Origin of the sequence: Peribacillus sp. S4 (genome assembly GCF_046715815.1) — a bacterium.
In the GTDB taxonomy this organism is placed as follows: Bacteria; Bacillota; Bacilli; order Bacillales; family DSM-1321; genus Peribacillus; species Peribacillus frigoritolerans.
The window spans coordinates 2,530,143-2,548,816 of record NZ_CP175708.1 but is presented as its reverse complement, the minus strand read 5'-3'; the positions used below and the strand labels follow the sequence as shown (position 1 = coordinate 2,548,816).

The following is an 18,674-nucleotide window of genomic DNA, read 5'->3' as shown; positions in this document are numbered from 1 at the left end:
CCCCTTCCTTCGTCAATGATTTATTATTGTAAAATTCTGTTTTTTGAATTTTACTTGGAAGGGAATCCTTAATATTCAACAGGAATATCAATATTTAACAAATAAGGATGAACAAATTCATTATTTTAATATCAATAAAGTAAGCTATTAGAGTATTTCGATTAATTTTTTCTTGTAAAAGTTCTAATATTTTTAATCCAATATTGGATCATTCGTTATTTTTGTATATGTATTATTATGAAATAATACTCCAATATTATTCTGATCATTCATGCGCCAATAGTTTGACGGAATCAAAGTACATCACTATACTTATTAAGTCTTAAAAAAAGTACGGGAATTATGCTTAATAATTGAAGAAGGTGACATTCATGGATTTTGCAATTACCTATCTGTCTTTTTATTTAATCCAAGTCGAAGGAAAAGGCGATCAGGCTGATAAGCGTTTTAAACATTTCCAAACTCTTGATACTGAAGAATACGAAGAAAGTCCTTTAAAGGATTTTTTGGATGGGGAATTGATGAAGATTTCCAAACGAAAAGTCGACCGTCATCCAAAAACTGAACAAATACCGACCAAAATTGGATCTTTTATTGTCGAAGAAGGACATGCACTCGATTCCAACCCTAATTACAATGTATTTAACCGTGTTCGATATGCAAAAACAAAACAGGAATTCCAAGAGGAAAATGAACAATTCACGCGATCTTATATTGATACAAGTGCCGTCCGTGGCGGTGTCTTCATAATCGCATCGGCAAAATTAACGAAATATCTTGATGAACCATTCGTTTTCTTACTAAAATGTGATTTTGAGCCAAAAGTTGCTTCCATTTCGGATGAACGGACCTTGATTAGGCACGTTGAAATGGCAATCACCACTAAAAATATGAAATCCATCCAATACCCATACATGCCCGAAGAAGGAATGGTCGAAGAAGCCGAGCTGAAAATCCATCAAGCCTCACATGCCCGCTACTTCGAGGACTTTTTGAAGTTCGTAGAATATGGCGAATCGATGCCAGAAATCATGAAAAACCAGGTCATACACATGGTTCATGAACATGTATCCGCTCAATTCGAAGAAAACAGTGACGAACTGCAGAAATTCGAACAGGACCTGGAAATCTGGGAAACCAGTGAAAAGCGGGAAATTCAGGAACGCCTAGAAACACACCAAGTCGTCGAAGCCACAGCCCAGATTGTCGAGCATACACCTGAAGCCGAAATGCGAATGAAGCTTGGCAGTACATCCGTCAAAGGACTGTTAGCCGATTTTGGCGAAAGCATCCATTTAGGAAAGATTAATGGGAAATATGTATTGATGATAGAATCCAATACAATAGAATTCGATAAAGGCGTTTCGCCGATTGAGTTTCATAAGCCGGATGATTTGCAAATACTAATCGAAAAAATCATAAATAAAAGTTGATAAATAGTCCGAGTTTTGTGAGCAAAAATGTGAGCAGTATGTGATCAATTTTAGACCTTAAAATACTATTAATACTCTTAAATCTAACTACTAACTTTTGTTAGTAGTTTCTCCAGTTTGTTTATTTTTTCTAAGTCCTATTTTCAATTAAGAAGTTAAATATATTTTTTAGAAATGCATGCTTATCATGAGCCTAAGTAAATACTGCTACTTAGGCTCTTTTCTTATAGAACTTGTTTTCATACAACTTCACGTTCTGGTATTCCAAAATTATAAATTTCCCCTTGCCTGCCACGTTTAGGAAGATTCTTTTGCATTTTCTCATAAGATGTTAGATTCCTCATTGTAGCGAATAACACTTACACCGTGGCTTTTGCAGCTTCTTTATTACCTTTCCTATCGTATTTATCAAGTTGCTTCTTTAACTCGGTAATCTCTAACTCAGTGGCTGTGATAATTTCTTGGAGGACATCATTGGTGAGAGTAATGGAAGGAAGATATCTGTTATTCATTAGTTGATCACCCTGTATTCACAGATGTAGTCAACTGGAGAATCATAAGAAAAGTGTTCTTCATGCCATTGAACCACACCCTCTGATGTTGCTACGTTGTATGTAAACACTTCGCCAGTTCCAGCTACATAATCGTGAAGGTCGTCAATAGTAGCAAGTTTGTATTGGAATCCTGCTTGCATTTCTTCTTCAAATACAATCCATTGCTCTTGGTTGTCAGTTACGAATACCTTTTTAACCTCGATTGTTTGAGTTGTCATATTATTTATCCCCTTTTGCCTTTCGGCTGTTTTTTGTTTGGATTTTTTCGTTGTCCGTCTTGAGGGGTTGTATGAGAATGAAAACTACAGTAAAGGTCACTCCAAGATTAGGTAAAGTATTGAAGGAAAGAGGAATGACACAAGTTAAATTGAGTGAACTTACAGGAATCCCTCAAGGAAACATTTCAAGGTTTGATAAATTAGAAAGTCATAAGGATACTCATACAGTTTTAATATCCAGAGCATTAGATATATCTATAGAAGATTTATTTGAAATTGAATTAGTTCAAACTGAAGAAAACCACCAATAGCAATTACTGGTGGTCTTTTGTATAAACAGGAAATTCATTGTAAAAAATATTATTATCACTAGCTTTTCTTTCTTTATTAATTCTCCTTAACTGAGCTGAGGTATATTCCTTAGCTTTTTTCATTCCTCTTCAAGCCAAGGTTTATCGTTAAGTTTACCCTTTTTTAATAGTTCATAATATAGGTGAGTGAATGCTTTAGCCATTAATTCCATATTAGGCTAATTAGCATAAGTAATTTTACAAGGCGGTCTATCTTCTTTATTTGTTTTTGCACTCCATGGAATTTTTACGTTTTTTAATTCTAAGCAACCTAATTGACGCATTTTCTTTATAATTTCTGATCTATCCTTATCAGGAAATAGAGCTTCTAATTCCTCGATTGTAGATAATATTGTTTTTTCTTCAAGTAATTTTTCTTAATCTTTGTAAAGGTCTATGGAAGTTAAATATTTTCAAACTTTAACGAACATAAATACTGGCTGTTGTGAGGTAAATAGAAAGTTTCCTTATTATTTAAGTGATTTTTTACAATATTCAGCAAAATATAAGCACTATTTGATTTATACAAAAAGCTCGGTTAGTCAAAAAGCCGAGCTTTTGTTACTCTATTTTTTCCATTTTTTAAAGCATTCATAATAACATTCGTAAATATTTTTCGAAGTTAACTCCTTCTACTTTAGGAATTTGCTCCAAGGAGGAATCATTGATAGCCTCTGTCAGGAATGCCACTGCGAGCTGTACGGATTTTTCTAGGTTCTCTCCACGCATCATGCTTCCCATAATCACAGATGCAAATAAATCACCAGTACCTGAATAGCTTTCACCGTTATACTGCGTCGCACTATAAAAGGTTCTACTTCCGTCCAAATACATATTTCCGATAAACTGCTTCTCTGAATCTGCTGACGGTGGATTCATTCCAGTGATGATAACCTGAGCTCCCGTTTCTTGCTGCAACATTTTCCCTGCTTCTTCTATCGCTTTAATATAGTCCTCTTCGTTAGAATAGCTATGCAGCTTTTCATAAGACAATCCGGTTAATAAACAGCACTCTGTAACATTTGGTGTAATGACATCTGCACGCTTCACCAGTTCTCTCATAAGTACCAGTAATTCATCGGTAAAAAGTTTATAGACTTCTCCTATATCCCCCATTACTGGATCAACAAGTAAAATGGTTTCTTTTGTATAAAATTTATCTAAAAAATGAAAAATATTATTAATTTGCTCTTCACCAGTAACGAAGCCGGTATAGATTCCATCAAAGGTTACATTAAGCTTGCTCCATTCTTCTATGAAGTTTTTCATTTTGGATGTAAAATCTTCACAAAAAAAACTTGGATATCCGGTTTGCGCAGTCAATATGGCCGTTGGTAAAGGGCATGCCTGCACGCCCATGACCGAAAGAACCGGAATTGCAGCTGTTAATGAACATTTTCCAAAAGATGATAAATCCTGTAGTACAGCAACTTTTTTCATAATAACCTCCTTATGGCCTATCCACTTTAAACTTTATTTATCTTATCATAAATCAGCTAAAAACAGTCATCTCCTCTCTCTTTTCAATATGTATAATATCTGTATTTTTTATCAACTGACCTCATAGTTTTTTAATAAATTGACACTTTTATAGACACCAGTCTTTTGCTAAAATCATAGGAAAATTCTAGTTAGGAAGGTTTACAGATATGCAAAATACACAAAGTTATTCAAGGTCAAGTCAAAAAACTATGGATTTAATTATTACCGCAATGTTGATTGCTCTTGTGTTCCTATCTACATTCTTTTTGAATATTAAACTGCCAATTGCCGCAAATGGAGGGTTAGTTCATCTAGGAACAGCTATGCTTTTTATTGCATCTATTTTATTTGGTCCTAAAAAAGCAGCTCTTGCTGGTGCGATAGGAATGGGGTTATTTGATATAGTTGGAGGGTGGACATTGTGGGCACCTATCACCATTGTGGCGCGTGGTTTGCAAGGATATATTGTTGGTAAAATCACTTGGTCAAAGGGTCGCAACGGTACTAGCATTGCTTTCAATGTAATAGCAACAATCGTTTCAATTCCATTTATGATAGCTGTTTATTATATTGGTGAAGGGATTCTATACGGTAATTGGATTGCACCTTTAGCTTCGATACCTGGAGATCTCGTTCAAAATATATTAGGAATTATCGTTGCCGTTCCAGTTTGTGTGGCTTTGAAAAAGGTTCCTCATTTTAAGTAAATTCGCTAAAAAGGTAAACGTCAAGTAGCCCCCAAATACTACATGGATGGTGTATTTGGGGGCTATGTTTTGTTTGCTTCCCTTTTTATCGGTACTCTGCATGCAGAGGGTAAACTAGATGACCACGACAAGACTTTATCTATTTCTTTTTTTCATTCTTAAGTCTTTTAACGTGAGCTCTCATTTTATCTAATTCCTTTTGTTTCCCTTCTTCATCATTTGCCAATGCAGAAAATAAAGCTATTGTGCCTAATTTGTCGAATTCTACATCTCCAGATCCACCTTTAGTAAAACTAAAGTATAGTTCCGTAAACGCCTTAGCCATTAATTCGTAGTTAGGTTCATTTACAAAATAGCCATTTCCTCGCAGGTTATGTATTTTTTTCACTCATCCCCCATCGTACCGTACCATTACCATGCTCTATTACCTCACCACACTTACTGCATAGCTTAAGTAGTTGTATACTCATCATGTCCTTAACTTCTTAATCCTACATACACTTAACTATCGATCCTTACATTTCAGCCAATAGTAATTATGATTATCCATACCCGCCAATATTAAATTAGTCTCTCGCCTTCTGTCATACGGATCATCCATGCATGAATAGATTCACGGTTAACACATCCTTATTTAGACAAATAAAAAAAGCCTGAGCATTTTGCCCAGACTCCTATCCAGAAATCATTTTTGGTATGTTGGTTTTTTAACTGCTATCAAAACCCAAAAGACCATGATTATTGGAATGAAAAATAAATTTAAATTAATTCTTTTATCAACGATAATTGAAAAAACATCGTTGATAATTAAACAAACTAAGCTTAATAAAATGCATAAAAGCAAAGAATGTAACGATAATTTCAGCATATTTATTCTCGAAAAGTCAGGTATGTCAAACAACGTGTTTCCCCCTTAGTTTCGGATATTTTACCAGTATCCTAGTGCTTTACAAGCCTTTTTAACTTTAGGCTTCTTTTTACCCCATTTGTGGCAAGCGAAATAAGTTCCTAATTTTATACAAGTCTTGAACTATAAAAGTAGCAACAGTCATCCCAACAACAGCCCCAAATACAAGTTTTAAAGCATTTTTGAACGCTAATCGTCTTGTTTAAGTATTTTCCTTCTCTAATAATTCTTTTGCGTTTTAATTTCTCTTTAATCATCCGAACAAATCCCAATAACTTCCTGTTAGAAATTGTTAACTTCGACAGTCGAAGAATATTTTATCCTACATATAATTTCCTACTAATGTTATAAAATAGTAGAAAGTGAGGTGAGTACTATGGCAGGTAATACAGGTAAAAATCATCGTGATAGAGCAGTAAAAAACAGAACCCAATTTAAAGCTCCAAATGGTAAGGAATTAAATCAATCAGAAGTATAAAATACCCCAGCGCTCCAACAATTACTGTCTTTGCCCAAACAGGAGTGGTTTTTGAAGTGTGTAAAACAATAGTAAAGCTACATAACCAACTTTAACCCCTGCTTTTTTGCCGAATTTTTTAATCTTCTTCCAAAATGAGTCTTCAGAAAAAACATCTGAGTATTTAGTTGTATCTTATTATAATCTCTCCCTATTCATCATCAATTTTTTACCATATTAACAGGATATTACCCTAATTTTATCCAACCTTCTACAATTCATCAAATCTTTACATGATTAATACATTTATTGAACTTATCTATTTTATAATTAAATTACAATTTAATAATTCACATCATATGGAGGATACAATCATGGAAATAAATGAAAGGCAACCATTTGAGTCTTTTTTATCTCCTCGTCAACTTACTGAGCTAAAAATCTTATCTATTAAAACAAACATAGCTTTCCATGAATTATTAGCAATGCCATCAATAATCTCACTTCTAGAGAAACTGAACAATACTACCGAACTAAATAATGAGCTTAATAATAAAGAAATGATATTAAGAAATAAAGTTTTCATTAATAAAAATAAAGAAGTATTAAAAAAGACACAAAAAGCACTCGACCAATAGGTTAAGTGCCTTTTCTGTGTATTAAATTCTAAAAAAGAATAAGACATCACTTGGTTAAAGGAAAAGCCACCCTTTTGGGACGGTTTGGATTTTGTTAATAATAAAATTTCAGACTTAATGTTTCCAAAACACTTAAAATATTTCTTGATAAGCCCACAGTTGATGGTTATTGAGTAAACGACTATATAGAAGATCACCAATAATAAAGAATAAGATGGTCTGATAATAATCCAATTGCCCCATTTAATCCCTGCTAATAAAAAAAGCGCAGTAAATACTAACTGCATTTTATTCTCCAATGTTTTTTACTGTAAATTATTCCGATCCTGTTAAAAAAGTATGCAAAAAAAAGCACTCAAGTTATGAGCGCTTCCTGTGTGGTTAACATTAATGAATATCTCTCTTTTTGAACCTTCCTCCACGTACTTCCGCAATATTTGCCATTGCTAAGAAAGATGAAGGGTCGATTTCTTCAACAATTGTAGTTAACTTGGATTCTTCAAGTCTGGTAATTACACAGAAAATAACCTTCTTGTCTTCTCCAGTAAAAGCACCCTCACCATGTAAGTATGTTACACCCCGTCCTAATCGGCTATTGATTGCATCACCCATCTCTTTTGCTTCATCGCTAATTATCCAAACTGACTTTGTTTCTTCCATTCCAGTAATAACAATGTCAATGGCTTTAGCAGCTATTACATAAGCTAAGATTGAATACATAGCTCTATCCCATGTGTAAACGAATCCGGCAGAACCAAGTATAAATAGATTGATGAACATAACAATTTCACCAACAGAAAAAGGCACTTTTTTACTTATTACAATCGAAAGTATTTCTGTACCATCAAGAGCACCACCGTTACGAATTACTATTCCCACACCTATACCTAAAAAAATACCGCCAAAAATTGTAGCAAGAAGGATATCTTCGGTGAAGGGCGGGATAGGATGAAAATATGTCGCAAAAATGGAAAGCATTATAATCCCATATATAGTAGATATAGCAAAAGTTTTTCCAAACTGTTTATATCCCAGAAATACAAATGGTAGGTTCAAAAGGAATAGAAAGATTCCCAGTTTTATTCCGGTAATGTGAGAAAGCATAATGGAAATGCCTGTAATGCCTCCATCAATTACATGATTGGGAATTAAAAAGATTTCCAATCCAGTGGCCATTAGCAAAGCACCAATTGTAATAAGAATGATCCGTTGGATAATTATCAAACGAGGTAACTTTCTATGCTGTTTTTTTAGTGCTTCCGTCAGAAAAATCACACCTTTTATTATTTATTTATTACTATTATACTCTAATATTAAATCAGGAAAAATAACTTTGAATATAGAAGTTCCAACTTTGTTACATCTTCCTAATTTAGCCAAAATAAAACTGCTATTCTTGTTAGCGTTTGATTGTTGTTATTGGTTTTCACATCGTTACCCAAGCACCAGTTTTTCTAATTCTGAGAATTCCATTCCCTCTAAAAGTAGAATCATCTGCACAATCGTTAGGTGCTGTAGCAAAGTTACCTGATAAATCCACTAACCAATCAGATGAACGCCCTAATACTGACGAAGCATTGATAGGACTCACATATGCTGAAGCGTAACATCCTGAAATAGCTCCTGTACCTGATTTTGCAGTTTGGATACAATACAGAGCTGAACCTGTCTCTAAAATAACATTAATAATGGCAATTCTTCTGAATGTGTACTTAATAGCATATATGTATATCCCTGCATTGACAGGGTTTAGTATGATACTGCCATTTATATTAATACGGCATAAGAGTGAACCAAAATCCCCGCCTGCTAACATCCAATAATCGCCCCTAAGGTGTTCAAAAACCTAACGGTATAAATAGAAAAAGGTTCAACATATATGTAGTAATACCTTCAGAAGAAAATGGAAGTATTGATTTCTAGTGAGAGGTAGAAAAGAAAAACATCCCCCCATAGAAAATGCTTAAATATTTTTGCGCCTTTAATAAGAATACAATTTGAAACACAATAAATAATAGTACAAAAATAAGTGTACAAAACTGTAAGTGTAAGCAGATAGAATACGTTTCCTACTTTACATTTAAAACTAAGACTTTATCATTTTTGAACCTAATTCAATGTGGTCACAATCACTCCGTCCATATTATTACCAGATATTTCATACTGTTCATTCGCTGGTACTTTAACTTCAATTGTCCCGTTTTGAGAAATGGGATAATATGAAATTGTATATTTTTTCCCTTCAACACTAATAGAAATGCTCTTTTCATCTTTTAAATAATCCAGATATTCTTCCAAAGCTAAATTCATTTCCTGCATAATCGCACTGTGAGGCAAGCCGACATAGCGAATATGCCATGGTTCATATTGAATTCCTGTAATATACGTTTTATTTGCGGGATAGCGTAAGATAAAGCCGTTTTTCCAAGCATTTTCTTCTATCCACTCTCCTTCAAGTGCTTCTTTCATCTTCATTTGAGTAGACCCTACATCGAGTGCTAATCCTAAATTGTGTTCGCTATGCCCGGCTGGCAAAGCATAGTCAGCCCCCATCTCCTTGTACAGTCTGTTTTGCTCATCAAAATCTCGATAACCACTGCTAATTAAAAAATTACTAACCCAATCCTCTTCAGCCGCAGCTATCATCTCCGAAAATTTTTCAGCTATTTCTTCTGATAATTTTATTTCATTATTAGGTAACTGGTATCCGGTAGTTAATCCTTTGTGTGCAAATAAATTTATGATATCCGATTGTATACCAGCTTGTTCAACAGCATATTCACTGTTAACCAAAAGCAGATTCCCTTGATGGATCTGCTCTTCTGTAATCTCAATCTTTAGGGGATTTTCAATAGCTTTATTATCATTTTGTTCATATATTTGATCCTCTACTTTATCTTGGGATATCGGTAATATCTTAAAAATAAAAACTAGAATTAATGCAAAAACCAATAAAAATCCCCACTTTTTCATTTTTAGTCTCCTCCTTGATGTAACTTGTTTATAGGATAGGAAAAACTTTTAAAATAAAAAGTGGGGTAAACATTAAATTTTTCTTAAATTTTCACTTGGATCTTATTATTAAACTTCTTAGGAATCCGCCATTGGTAATCGGACTTCAAATATAGTGCGTATTAAATCACTTGCGGCGGATATTGTCCCATTGTGTTGCTCTACAATATTCTTCGCAATGAATAAACCGAGACCTGTACTATTTTCTTGATGAGTTCGTGCTTTGTCACCAGTATAAAGCATATCAAAAATATGAGGCAGTTCATCTGGAGGAATGGCATCCCCATAATTGATAACTTGAATAACCACTTCCTCTGAATCAATAAAACCGTTGATATCCACATACTGCCCCTCATACCCATAGCGATTTGCATTAACCAGAAGATTTTCAAACACACGTGCCAATAACTCTCCATCACCCATAATAGATAGAGGGGAAGTGATATTCATTCTTGCTATCAAATCATTTTTCTCAAAGACAGGATACAATTCTTCTTTCAATTGAACAAGTAGCTCACTTAAATCGATTTGTTTCTGTTCAACTGCTAACATCCCATAATTCATCCTTGTTATTTCGAATAATTCATCAATTAACCTTTCCAAGCGTTGAGATTTGGTAAAGGCAATCGTTAAATAATGCCTGACCTGATTTTCTGTCAAATTATCATCCTTAAGGATTAAATCTAAATAACCTAAAACAGAGGTAAGAGGTGTGCGCAAATCATGAGCCAAATTAACTACTAACTGCTCTTTACTACTCTCCGAAAAGTCACCCCTCTCTATGGCTTGTTCCAATTTTTCACTTGCCAGGTTAATGCCTTGTGCAATATCACTAAATTCATCATTTGACAATATTTGAACTCGATGCTTAAAGTCGCCCTGAGCGAGATAATGAATTCCTTTCGAAATCTCATTGAAATAGGCAGAATAGGGTTTTGTAAGTAAAAAGAAGAATAATATCGAAAGCGTGATAAATACAAGCAAAAAGACGTTAAGGTCTCCAATATTTTGTATGATTTTGCGAAAATAGGCTAGTGTATCTCCATAATTAACATTTGAATAATAATACAATTGGAGTACTTTAAAGAGGAAATATGTTATGACGCTAGATAACAACATGCTTAAACCTAACAATATAATCATTTTTGAACGAAAGCCTCGCAGAATATTACCCATTGAATTTATAACCTACCCCCCATACAGTTTTTATCAATTTGTTTTTTCGTTTATCCTCTTCAAGTTTTTTTCGCAAAGTGCGAATATGAACCATAACGGTATTCCCCCCTTCATAGTATGCATCCCCCCATACCTTCTGAAAAATATCTTCTGCATTATAGACTTTATTTGGATTACTGGCTAATAAATATAAAATTTTAAACTCTTTCGGTGTTAATTCAATATTCTTACCATATAGAGTAACTGTACGTTGTTCAGGAGAAATCGTTAATCCTCCAAATTCCAAGTTTGTATCCTGTTTGTATTTAGGTTGATTCAATTTCATAAAGCGCCGCAGCTGTGCATTTACCCGAGCTACCAATTCAATGGGTATAAATGGTTTCGTCATATAATCGTCTGCTCCAATCACGAGTCCCTGCACTTTATCAAAATCAGACGTTTTAGCGCTCAAAAAAATAATCGGCATATTATGTTTTTCGCGAATGCGACGGGTAACTTCATATCCATCCATTTTCGGCATCATAATATCCAAAATCAGTAAATCAATTGGTTGAGTCTGGATAACATCAATGGTTTCTTGCCCATCCGATACCTTAATGACACGATATCCTTCTTTCTCTAAATGTATAGCAACCAAATCAGCAATCTCAACATCATCATCAGCTATTAAAATTTTTATATTTTCCATGTATTCCACCCCTAGAAAAAGTTATCATTAATCGTCAATAAGTGTTGCGAAGTTGTATCGTAAAAAAATCGGCTGTTTTTGCCGAGTTCAATTATCACTTGTTTATTCCACAAGCTGCCCGATTATTGAATATAAGTCTTTGTAGTTCGTAACGCAATACCTCAAGTTTAGTATCCGGCTACCTGTTCAGAAAAAAAAGGCTACGAATTCTTAAATAAAAGAGGGAGTATCATTTTCACGAAAGGTCCCAAAACAGGGTGATTCATCATTAACAAATTTGTTAAAAAACGTAACATCACGCAATAAAGTGAAAATGTTACAGCTTTAATATCCAACTTATACACCTTTACCTATCTTTAGCATTTGCATAGATGGTACTACTCGGGACACCTGTCATTTTCACAATATCATTAACACCGATTTTATTTTCTTCTCGATTACCAAAGAGATCCAATGCACGTTCTAAGTTTTTCCTTGGTTGACCTGTTCTTTCCATATGTTTCCTTGTCCTTCTGCTGTTCTTTCGTTCATTAATTCCCTTTCAAACTCAACAAATTCTTCTAGCATTGTGAACATTTATTTCCCTGATGGAGTTGAGAAATCTATTTGCTCTAAGAAAACAAGGTTAATGCCGTTATCCTCTAATTGGCTAGCAACGTTATGTAGGTTTTTGACTGAGCGAGCAAGTCTATCTATTTTAGTTATAATTAGCTTATCTCCTTCTCGCAAATACTCTAATGCTCCATGAAGAGCTATTCGATTTGATTTTGCATCAGATTGATTTTCCTTAGCCATATCCCTGAAGTAATTCAATTTGATTTTCAAGTGTTTGTCCAACTGTTGAAACTACCCAATTAAAGTCTTTTAAAGCACCTCTGTCTAAAAGACTAATATGTTAAATCATATACTAACTTTTAGACACTTTACATAAACATTTAGATTAACACTAATAGTAAAATCAGCATTATATAAAAGTTAATATACTTTTAGTCAGTTGTTCAAAATTTAATTGCATTTTCTATTGACTAAACGTTCATTCAATAATAAAATAAATCTGAAAATTCAGTGATGAAAAAGGAGGGGCTGCATTGGATTTACATTTCGAGGTTAATGGCAAGGGTCTTCCTGTTGTTCTTATTCATGGTGGCGGGGTTGATTTGAGGCAATGGACATTTTTAGCATCTCTTTTAACTAAAAATTACAAAGTGATCGTTTTTGATGGCCGTGGTGCCGGAAAATCCCCATCCCCCATAAAACATGCAAACTATGTTGAGGATGTATTGGCACTAATGGATTACCTGGAACTTAATCAGGCAACGATTATAGGTCATTCCATGGGCGGGCAAATTGCCACTGATTTCGCCCTTAATTACCTAGAAAGGGTATCGAAACTTGTATTAATTGCTCCTTCTTTAACTGGTTTTCCCTATTCAAAGGAGTTTGAACAATATCATAACAAGATATTGGAAAGTGCCCCCAATATAGATAAGATGTTAGAGCTTGTCCTTCATTCACCAACATACCAAGTTGTTATCGATAGTCCGCACAAAGATCTCACTGTCAAAATGCTCAGGCATCATTTCGGGCGCATGCTTAAGTGGCCCGCTGATTTCTGCATGATATGGCCGCGGCCACCGGCAATGGAACGATTAGAAGAATTGAACACCGAAACTTTATTTTTTATCGGCAAAAAGGACTTGGCAGATAATTTCCGGGTTGCCGATTGTTTCCGAAAGGTTCCAAACATCCGTTTCATCGAAATAGAGGATGCCGATCATATGCTGCCCCTCACCCATTCTGAAATTTTATATCAAGAATTCACTGCTTTTATGGAGGATTGAAGATAAAATGCCACGTACACCCGAAGAGAATGACCGTATTCGCCAAGCATCCAAAGAAAAAATTCGCGCTGCAGCCATGGAGTTATTTATAAAACAAGGCTATTACGCTACTTCCATAAGCGATATAGCCAAGCATGCGGGCATTTCGAAAGGGTTACTCTATAACTATTATAAAGGAAAAGAAGAACTGCTTTCTGAAATGGTCGAGGCCAGAATCAAGGAGGTGGTGGAGGTCATGGAAGAAGCTTTCACCTTAAATACACCTCGTGAACAGCTTGAACATATAATCAATGGTGCCATAGATAATATCCACCAAAAGCCAGAAGTCCATCGGTTCTATCTACACCTTCAAACTCAGCCAGAATCAGATGAAGAGTTGATAAAATACAGTCATCTCATAATTGAAGAAAATGCTAGACAATTTGAGTTTCAATGTAAAATATTTGAAAGTATGGGTGAAACGGAACCAAGGAAACGATCGTTATATTTTTCATCTGTGCTACAAGGAATTATGTTGATGATATCCACCTATCAACAGGGATTTCCGATGGAAGAAATAAAGAACCAGATTATAAGCGAGTTTTGTAACTAATCTTGAATGAAGATTTAAAGAGGAACTTCTACAGCTAAAATGGAGAAAAAAGAGATCGTCATTGACGGTCTCTTTTATGGGAAGAACTATTTATTAATACATTCATCTCGAACATGCATCATGTCGTCATATTAGTGAGCCTTAATATTTCTCCCCCTATCACTCATCGTCTGCTGACTACTTTGAAAATGGACATTATCAGCACCAGTTTTCGGAGCTAAAGGAAAAGTCATTGGAGCTATCTCCATTTCCGGGCCTTTCTTTCGCTGGCATGAGGAATCGATGGCACAACATATCTCTTTATTGTTAAAAACTGCTGAAAGTATTTCAATTTCCCTATATTAAATTATTTCAAAATATCACAGAAAAAAATCTCTTCAGAAACCTAACTGAAGAGATTTTTTTCGTGACGACCCGCTTGAACCAAAACGATGAATGAAGACGATAATCCCTGCCCATCTATTCTACTAACAGAATACCGTCGGCAATCGGGCGTTCACCTGCTGCATCAGATGGTCTTGTGACTCGGTCATCCCCAACTGTCATGGTCGTCGATCCGCCGCCGTCAAGATTGATGGCATCGACTGCCCCTAATGACTTCATGACTTTCGCACTTTCTTCAAAATTAGCCCCCACGCTCCATCCGGGTGCGCGTCCATCAATGGTGACAAATAATAGATTGCCATTCTCTTTGATTCCTGCAAGCGTTCTTGGATTACGACGTTCCCCAAAACGATAATAAAAGCCTGGATCTTCTTCCCAGTGAAAGCCTTCCTCTACTGCATTAATGGAAATTTCTCCGTTTTTCATTAATCGAGGACCTCCATTAATCATACTTGTGGTTTGGTCTAATTTTAATTGCTTTCCATCCCTGATTATTTTACTTTTCACTTGAATCTTCATTCCTTGTCGGGCATGGTCACGAAGCCACTCTGCCGCCTCCCCCGTTCCCGCAAGAACGGAACCACTGCTTGGAATGTCTCCCCCACGCTTGTTACGGATTTCCGCCACTACCCCGGCATGATTTACTACCACTTCCATACCGTCGCCCGATTCTGTCTTTTCTCCAAATACGGACGTATATTGGATAAGTTCACTTCCATCTTTACAAGTAAAATCATGTTTTGCCAGTTCTGTTGTCGTATCTCCTCCGACACCGCCACAATTGCGGATTAATCCTGGCTTCCGATTCAATCCATCCACTTCCCTAACCGCCCCATCAGATGAAGTAGCCTGAATTGACGTGGACACAGATGCAATATTTGCCTTCCCTTCAGCAGAAGATAAAATCAGAGCTGAACGGCCATTTATAGCTTCACTGACAAGTTGACCTTTGCTTGCGAATATACCGGCAAGATCGCCTGGTGTTCCATCCTTCTCTCCCATAACAAAGTATCCTGCATTAACTCCTGCAATAGCATCATTTCTATCAGCGATTTGGGTCAATGTTTCTTTTCCTGTCACTGCATCATTTGCTAATTCAGGCACCATATGCCCATTAAATCGATCCTGATCCACTTCAAGGACGTTCACTACCCATGGTCCTGTTGTTTTCTCTCCGTCTTCACCCGTATACACGGTCCGAAGTCCCGAATATCCCTTTTCAGATAACTTGTTTTTCATTTCGGCTGCATCCGCTTCCAGCTGATATTGACCGATGCGAACAATGTACCCAAGCGGTCCCTTTTTCCGGTCATCCACGGCCCGATCCAATTCTTTTATAATATGAGCCCTGTTGAAACCGTCTTTCTTTAAATTTCCCAACAATTCCTTTGCGTGCTTTTGTGTTTCAACAAATGCCACATCCACTGTGTAAAAGTCTTTAGAAGATGTTTCACCACGATTGATTTTGGTATACTTCACTCCTGGTGCTAGATTCATGGAAGTTCTTTTCTCCTGCAAATTTGGGGTTCCAAGCGGAAGTAAATGATTTTTCATTTGCACTTGTGATTGAATATTCAATTTTGCTTGAACTGGAGTTTCGGGAATGGCATTTACAAACATCACAGATGCCAGACTAATAGAGGCGATAGGCAAAATTGGCTTTTTCCATATTTTTTTCATTTTTTTCCTCCAATAAAGTTATGTCTTCCTTTAACTTTATTGTCTAAATGTGATGGAAAATTAAAAAAACTATTATATTTCAGTCAATTTTAAGTGAACAAAAATGAGCATAAATACTCGATAAATATTACAATTCAGATTTGTGAATGGATAAATTTGAGTATTTTGTCTTTGTAAACAGTTAATCAAAAGTTTTGCTGGATAATCGTGAATAATATAAGATATGTGTGGGGTTATCTCCTAGGAGGTGAAATTTATGGAAACAGTAAAAAAGAACTTGTTGTTTATACCATTCATCTTGTCGGTTATCAATGTTATTTGCCTTGCTTCATTCCTTATTGGACTTAGTGTTATGAACCACCCAATTTCAAGCATATTAACTGATCTTGGCTTGATATGCCCATTGATCGCAATTTCATCCTTCTTCTATTTATTGATTAAAGTCAAAAAGCATTCCGCATTAAAGTACTTTCATTTCGTAAATGCGGTTACATTTCTTGTCCCCATATGTATTCTTACGTTTCTTATACTTCGATTCCTAAACGATTGGGATATTTACTTTTAAAATGACTGCTATTTTTTCATTCATATAAAAAAGCCCTCATAGGGCTTTTTTTGCTAAGCCACTTTTAAGCAATATAGTTCTATTCCATTTCAAATATCATCCAAATAGTTTTGCAAAGGTATTTTCACCTGCGATGCCGTCTGCAGATAATCCATTGGCCCTTTGAAAAGCCTTCACAGCTATTTCCGTTCCGCTTCCAAAGATACCATCCATGCCATGTGGATTATGTCCTTCCAAATAAAGTGCAGCTTGAAGGATATAGGTGATATTCCCTTCCGCCCCTTCCCTAACATTAGGTGAAGCCGCTTTTGTTTGGGGCCCCCATATTCCATCAACCTTAATCTTTGCACCATATTGTTTATTCAATTCGGTTTGAAAACCCTTGATCAGCGCTTTTTTAGTATTGGGACCATAATATCCATCAACATCTATTTTTGTTCTATATCTGCTATTTAATGTCCTCTGAATGGACTTGATAGTTTGGTTGCCGCTGTCCTTTGCTGGTGTTTCTTTTACAATGACTTCGGATTCGACTTGTGTAGGTGGTGGAGTGGTTCCATTCACTTTTGATATCAGTCTAGGCTTTGTTCCCGCATTTAACTGAGAATAAGTCAGTCCGCCCGTCATATCCAAGTGCGGATAATCTTTAAAGCTTGACCAATCCCCGCCCCATGCAAAGCCCAAGGATTTACCAATAGCCGCTACACGTCTCCATTTTGCATCAACTGTCCATATGCCATTCTTTCCATCATCGCTGACTATGACATAATCAATGGCTAGTCCATAGTTATGATAAGATTGACCTGGCATCGCGTTGGTCACTCTCGGCTTCGATAAATCACTATAGTTTTTACCATCGTATATATAACCTAGGCGACCTTGACCATATAGCTTTGCTTGCTCTTCCATAGACCGATAACCTGCGCTGATTTGCACGAAAATGCCTTCTTTGTATGCCCGTTTAACCATTTCCAAAGCTGATTCTTTTACGACTGGATGAATTCCGCTGCCCATATTCTTTTCTGAACGATCCAATAAAGTTTCTAATTTAACTGTCAATTCAATCACCTCCTAATATGTTATGGTGCTAATTAGGAAATGCTTGTACCACTACCTTGACGTTCCAAAAAAATCGCTCTTTTTATGTGGATCTAGTAAGCTTCATCCTTCTTAAATAAAAAAAGCACAACCCCTAATGGAATTGTGCTTTTTTATATTGGCTGTTTTCGCATACTTTGTTGCTATTTACGAAGTAGTGCAGTGTGGTTGATTTCCCCTCCAGGTGCTCGCTTTCCGCGGGGCGGGCGGTGAGCCTCCTCGGCGTAAACGCCTGTGGGGTCTCACCTATCCCGCTGCTCCCGCAGGAGTCTCGCACTTCCGCTCCAATCAACCTAAAATGGTTTCGTTTTAAAAACAACAATCTTTACGAAAAGGGCCTTTATATTAAAGTGGCTTATTCTGATCTTCCTTATCTTTTCCAATGACTTTTATCAATTCATCCAGCTTTTCATTTCTTTCTTGATCTAATCTTGTCTTTGCATTGATGAATTTTATGATCTTAATAATGAAATAAACACTTAAAACAATAAGTCCCAAATAAAACAAAATCGGTATGATTGCAAAAAGCCCTATTAAACTGCTTGCATGGTCCATAAATAATCCCTCCCAAATGTAAAATATAGTATTATTATACAGGAAAAACAAAGAAGGCGTCCGATAACGATTTATTATTTCAATAATTATTTTGCGAAAAAAAACTGAAGCTAGTTATTAATAGCTCCAATTAGGGATCAGATAGGGTAAAAGAATATTCAAGGATTTGGGTCAGAAAAAGGGAGATGTTTAAGTTACCCATACAAAAACCCTTTATCTATTAAAATATAATATCATGACCATATATTTCTTAGCGATCTAATCAAAAAATCCCTCGTATTTCTTTTATACATGACCCCTTTTTATAATAAGGCTTTCCATATTATCAAGGAACGTT

20 protein-coding genes and 3 pseudogenes are annotated in these 18,674 nt (G+C 35.7%); 7 read left to right on the top strand and 16 right to left on the bottom strand.

The genetic code is table 11. From position 1 onward, the window contains the following. The first annotated feature begins 371 nt into the window (after positions 1 to 371). A complete protein-coding gene (locus tag ACJ9PY_RS12155; protein WP_106026435.1) occupies positions 372 to 1,433 on the top strand; it encodes a DUF3900 domain-containing protein in 1,062 nt (353 codons plus the stop codon). 359 nt (positions 1,434 to 1,792) lie between these two features. Here ACJ9PY_RS12155 and ACJ9PY_RS12150 read toward each other — a convergent pair whose 3' ends face one another. Both ACJ9PY_RS12150 and ACJ9PY_RS12145 read right to left on the bottom strand, forming a co-directional pair. Next, entirely contained in the window at positions 1,793 to 1,945 is a 153-nt protein-coding gene (locus ACJ9PY_RS12150; RefSeq protein ID WP_411740118.1) for a hypothetical protein, read from the bottom strand. Then, positions 1,945 to 2,205, bottom strand: coding sequence for a hypothetical protein (locus ACJ9PY_RS12145; RefSeq protein WP_411740117.1), 261 nt, complete (start codon positions 2,203 to 2,205; stop codon positions 1,945 to 1,947). The genes ACJ9PY_RS12150 and ACJ9PY_RS12145 overlap by 1 nt, the downstream gene beginning before the upstream one ends. Before the next feature lie 77 nt (positions 2,206 to 2,282). Between ACJ9PY_RS12145 and ACJ9PY_RS12140 the strand changes: the two genes are divergently transcribed. Beyond that, the gene (locus tag ACJ9PY_RS12140; RefSeq protein WP_061463132.1) at positions 2,283 to 2,516 is read left to right on the top strand and encodes a helix-turn-helix domain-containing protein; all 234 of its coding nucleotides are present in this window, start codon (positions 2,283 to 2,285) and stop codon (positions 2,514 to 2,516) included. 630 nt (positions 2,517 to 3,146) lie between these two features. Here ACJ9PY_RS12140 and ACJ9PY_RS12135 read toward each other — a convergent pair. Next, positions 3,147 to 3,995 carry a pyridoxamine kinase gene (locus tag ACJ9PY_RS12135; protein WP_278090139.1) on the bottom strand — a complete coding sequence of 283 codons (849 nt, stop codon included), beginning with the start codon at positions 3,993 to 3,995 and terminating at the stop codon, positions 3,147 to 3,149. Between the two features lie 209 nt (positions 3,996 to 4,204). On the opposite strand from ACJ9PY_RS12135, the gene ACJ9PY_RS12130 reads away from it, so the two are divergent. Further along, positions 4,205 to 4,744, top strand: coding sequence for an ECF transporter S component (locus ACJ9PY_RS12130; RefSeq protein ID WP_145505727.1), 540 nt, complete (start codon positions 4,205 to 4,207; stop codon positions 4,742 to 4,744). Positions 4,745 to 4,883: 139 nt separating this feature from the next. Here the strand turns inward: ACJ9PY_RS12130 and ACJ9PY_RS12125 are convergent, their stop codons facing one another. Then, positions 4,884 to 5,132, bottom strand: coding sequence for a hypothetical protein (locus tag ACJ9PY_RS12125; RefSeq protein WP_106026440.1), 249 nt, complete (start codon positions 5,130 to 5,132; stop codon positions 4,884 to 4,886). A 971-nt stretch (positions 5,133 to 6,103) separates the two neighbouring features. Continuing rightward, positions 6,104 to 6,252 (bottom strand): annotated as a pseudogene (locus ACJ9PY_RS12120) (hypothetical protein); the annotation flags it as partial. 230 nt (positions 6,253 to 6,482) lie between these two features. Here ACJ9PY_RS12120 and ACJ9PY_RS12115 point away from each other — a divergent pair. Beyond that, complete coding sequence (locus ACJ9PY_RS12115; RefSeq protein WP_411740116.1) at positions 6,483 to 6,746, top strand: hypothetical protein; 264 nt, start codon at positions 6,483 to 6,485, stop codon at positions 6,744 to 6,746. 387 nt (positions 6,747 to 7,133) lie between these two features. Here ACJ9PY_RS12115 and ACJ9PY_RS12110 read toward each other — a convergent pair whose 3' ends face one another. From ACJ9PY_RS12110 to ACJ9PY_RS12075, 8 genes and pseudogenes are all read right to left on the bottom strand, one after another. Further along, positions 7,134 to 8,012, bottom strand: a complete 879-nt coding sequence (locus ACJ9PY_RS12110) for a YitT family protein (protein ID WP_411740269.1) — start codon at positions 8,010 to 8,012, stop codon at positions 7,134 to 7,136. A 160-nt stretch (positions 8,013 to 8,172) separates the two neighbouring features. Further along, positions 8,173 to 8,562: a hypothetical protein gene (locus tag ACJ9PY_RS12105; protein WP_411740115.1), complete on the bottom strand. Its 390-nt coding sequence runs from the start codon at positions 8,560 to 8,562 to the stop codon at positions 8,173 to 8,175. Between the two features lie 25 nt (positions 8,563 to 8,587). Further along, positions 8,588 to 8,801 (bottom strand): annotated as a pseudogene (locus tag ACJ9PY_RS12100) (VanZ family protein); the annotation flags it as partial. A gap of 54 nt (positions 8,802 to 8,855) precedes the next feature. Then, positions 8,856 to 9,719, bottom strand: coding sequence for a VanY-A/VanY-F/VanY-M family D-Ala-D-Ala carboxypeptidase (gene vanY / locus ACJ9PY_RS12095; RefSeq protein WP_411740114.1), 864 nt, complete (start codon positions 9,717 to 9,719; stop codon positions 8,856 to 8,858). Between the two features lie 117 nt (positions 9,720 to 9,836). After that, on the bottom strand, positions 9,837 to 10,934 hold the full coding sequence (gene vanS, locus ACJ9PY_RS12090; RefSeq protein ID WP_411740113.1) for a vancomycin resistance histidine kinase VanS: 1,098 nt from the start codon (positions 10,932 to 10,934) through the stop codon (positions 9,837 to 9,839). After that, complete coding sequence (gene vanR / locus ACJ9PY_RS12085; RefSeq protein ID WP_400449215.1) at positions 10,927 to 11,622, bottom strand: vancomycin resistance response regulator transcription factor, VanR-F/VanR-M family; 696 nt, start codon at positions 11,620 to 11,622, stop codon at positions 10,927 to 10,929. Before vanR ends, vanS begins: the two co-directional genes overlap by 8 nt. Before the next feature lie 346 nt (positions 11,623 to 11,968). Further along, entirely contained in the window at positions 11,969 to 12,118 is a 150-nt protein-coding gene (locus tag ACJ9PY_RS12080; protein WP_411740112.1) for a hypothetical protein, read from the bottom strand. An 80-nt stretch (positions 12,119 to 12,198) separates the two neighbouring features. Beyond that, positions 12,199 to 12,447, bottom strand: a complete 249-nt coding sequence (locus ACJ9PY_RS12075) for a recombinase family protein (protein WP_347877884.1) — start codon at positions 12,445 to 12,447, stop codon at positions 12,199 to 12,201. 263 nt (positions 12,448 to 12,710) lie between these two features. Here ACJ9PY_RS12075 and ACJ9PY_RS12070 point away from each other — a divergent pair, with 263 nt between their 5' ends. The 3 genes and pseudogenes from ACJ9PY_RS12070 to ACJ9PY_RS12060 form a co-directional block, all read left to right on the top strand. Further along, the gene (locus ACJ9PY_RS12070) at positions 12,711 to 13,463 is read left to right on the top strand and encodes an alpha/beta fold hydrolase (protein WP_411740111.1); all 753 of its coding nucleotides are present in this window, start codon (positions 12,711 to 12,713) and stop codon (positions 13,461 to 13,463) included. A gap of 7 nt (positions 13,464 to 13,470) precedes the next feature. Beyond that, a complete protein-coding gene (locus ACJ9PY_RS12065) occupies positions 13,471 to 14,055 on the top strand; it encodes a TetR/AcrR family transcriptional regulator (protein WP_411740110.1) in 585 nt (194 codons plus the stop codon). Positions 14,056 to 14,262: 207 nt separating this feature from the next. Further along, positions 14,263 to 14,400 (top strand): annotated as a pseudogene (locus ACJ9PY_RS12060) (IclR family transcriptional regulator C-terminal domain-containing protein); the annotation flags it as partial. Between the two features lie 114 nt (positions 14,401 to 14,514). On the opposite strand, the gene ACJ9PY_RS12055 reads toward ACJ9PY_RS12060, so the two are convergent. The 3 genes from ACJ9PY_RS12055 to ACJ9PY_RS12045 form a co-directional block, all read right to left on the bottom strand. After that, on the bottom strand, positions 14,515 to 16,119 hold the full coding sequence (locus ACJ9PY_RS12055; RefSeq protein ID WP_411740109.1) for a phosphodiester glycosidase family protein: 1,605 nt from the start codon (positions 16,117 to 16,119) through the stop codon (positions 14,515 to 14,517). A gap of 661 nt (positions 16,120 to 16,780) precedes the next feature. Next, the gene (locus ACJ9PY_RS12050; protein ID WP_278089818.1) at positions 16,781 to 17,743 is read right to left on the bottom strand and encodes a peptidoglycan-binding protein; all 963 of its coding nucleotides are present in this window, start codon (positions 17,741 to 17,743) and stop codon (positions 16,781 to 16,783) included. A gap of 384 nt (positions 17,744 to 18,127) precedes the next feature. Next, on the bottom strand, positions 18,128 to 18,337 hold the full coding sequence (locus tag ACJ9PY_RS12045) for a hypothetical protein (protein ID WP_063576313.1): 210 nt from the start codon (positions 18,335 to 18,337) through the stop codon (positions 18,128 to 18,130). Between the last annotated feature and the right edge of the window lie 337 nt (positions 18,338 to 18,674).

Bases quoted from the DNA above. Each gene is read 5' to 3' on its own strand.
- vanR (WP_400449215.1), bottom strand. From the start codon at position 11,622: ATGGAAAATATAAAAATTTTAATAGCTGATGATGATGTTGAGATTGCT.
- ACJ9PY_RS12135 (WP_278090139.1), bottom strand. From the start codon at position 3,995: ATGAAAAAAGTTGCTGTACTACAGGATTTATCATCTTTTGGAAAATGT.
- ACJ9PY_RS12130 (WP_145505727.1), top strand. From the start codon at position 4,205: ATGCAAAATACACAAAGTTATTCAAGGTCAAGTCAAAAAACTATGGAT.
- ACJ9PY_RS12080 (WP_411740112.1), bottom strand. From the start codon at position 12,118: ATGGAAAGAACAGGTCAACCAAGGAAAAACTTAGAACGTGCATTGGAT.
- ACJ9PY_RS12045 (WP_063576313.1), bottom strand. From the start codon at position 18,337: ATGGACCATGCAAGCAGTTTAATAGGGCTTTTTGCAATCATACCGATT.
- vanY (WP_411740114.1), bottom strand. From the start codon at position 9,719: ATGAAAAAGTGGGGATTTTTATTGGTTTTTGCATTAATTCTAGTTTTT.
- ACJ9PY_RS12150 (WP_411740118.1), bottom strand. From the start codon at position 1,945: ATGAATAACAGATATCTTCCTTCCATTACTCTCACCAATGATGTCCTC.
- ACJ9PY_RS12105 (WP_411740115.1), bottom strand. From the start codon at position 8,562: ATGTTAGCAGGCGGGGATTTTGGTTCACTCTTATGCCGTATTAATATA.
- ACJ9PY_RS12140 (WP_061463132.1), top strand. From the start codon at position 2,283: ATGAAAACTACAGTAAAGGTCACTCCAAGATTAGGTAAAGTATTGAAG.
- ACJ9PY_RS12115 (WP_411740116.1), top strand. From the start codon at position 6,483: ATGGAAATAAATGAAAGGCAACCATTTGAGTCTTTTTTATCTCCTCGT.
- ACJ9PY_RS12065 (WP_411740110.1), top strand. From the start codon at position 13,471: ATGCCACGTACACCCGAAGAGAATGACCGTATTCGCCAAGCATCCAAA.
- ACJ9PY_RS12055 (WP_411740109.1), bottom strand. From the start codon at position 16,119: ATGAAAAAAATATGGAAAAAGCCAATTTTGCCTATCGCCTCTATTAGT.
- ACJ9PY_RS12145 (WP_411740117.1), bottom strand. From the start codon at position 2,205: ATGACAACTCAAACAATCGAGGTTAAAAAGGTATTCGTAACTGACAAC.
- vanS (WP_411740113.1), bottom strand. From the start codon at position 10,934: ATGGGTAATATTCTGCGAGGCTTTCGTTCAAAAATGATTATATTGTTA.
- ACJ9PY_RS12155 (WP_106026435.1), top strand. From the start codon at position 372: ATGGATTTTGCAATTACCTATCTGTCTTTTTATTTAATCCAAGTCGAA.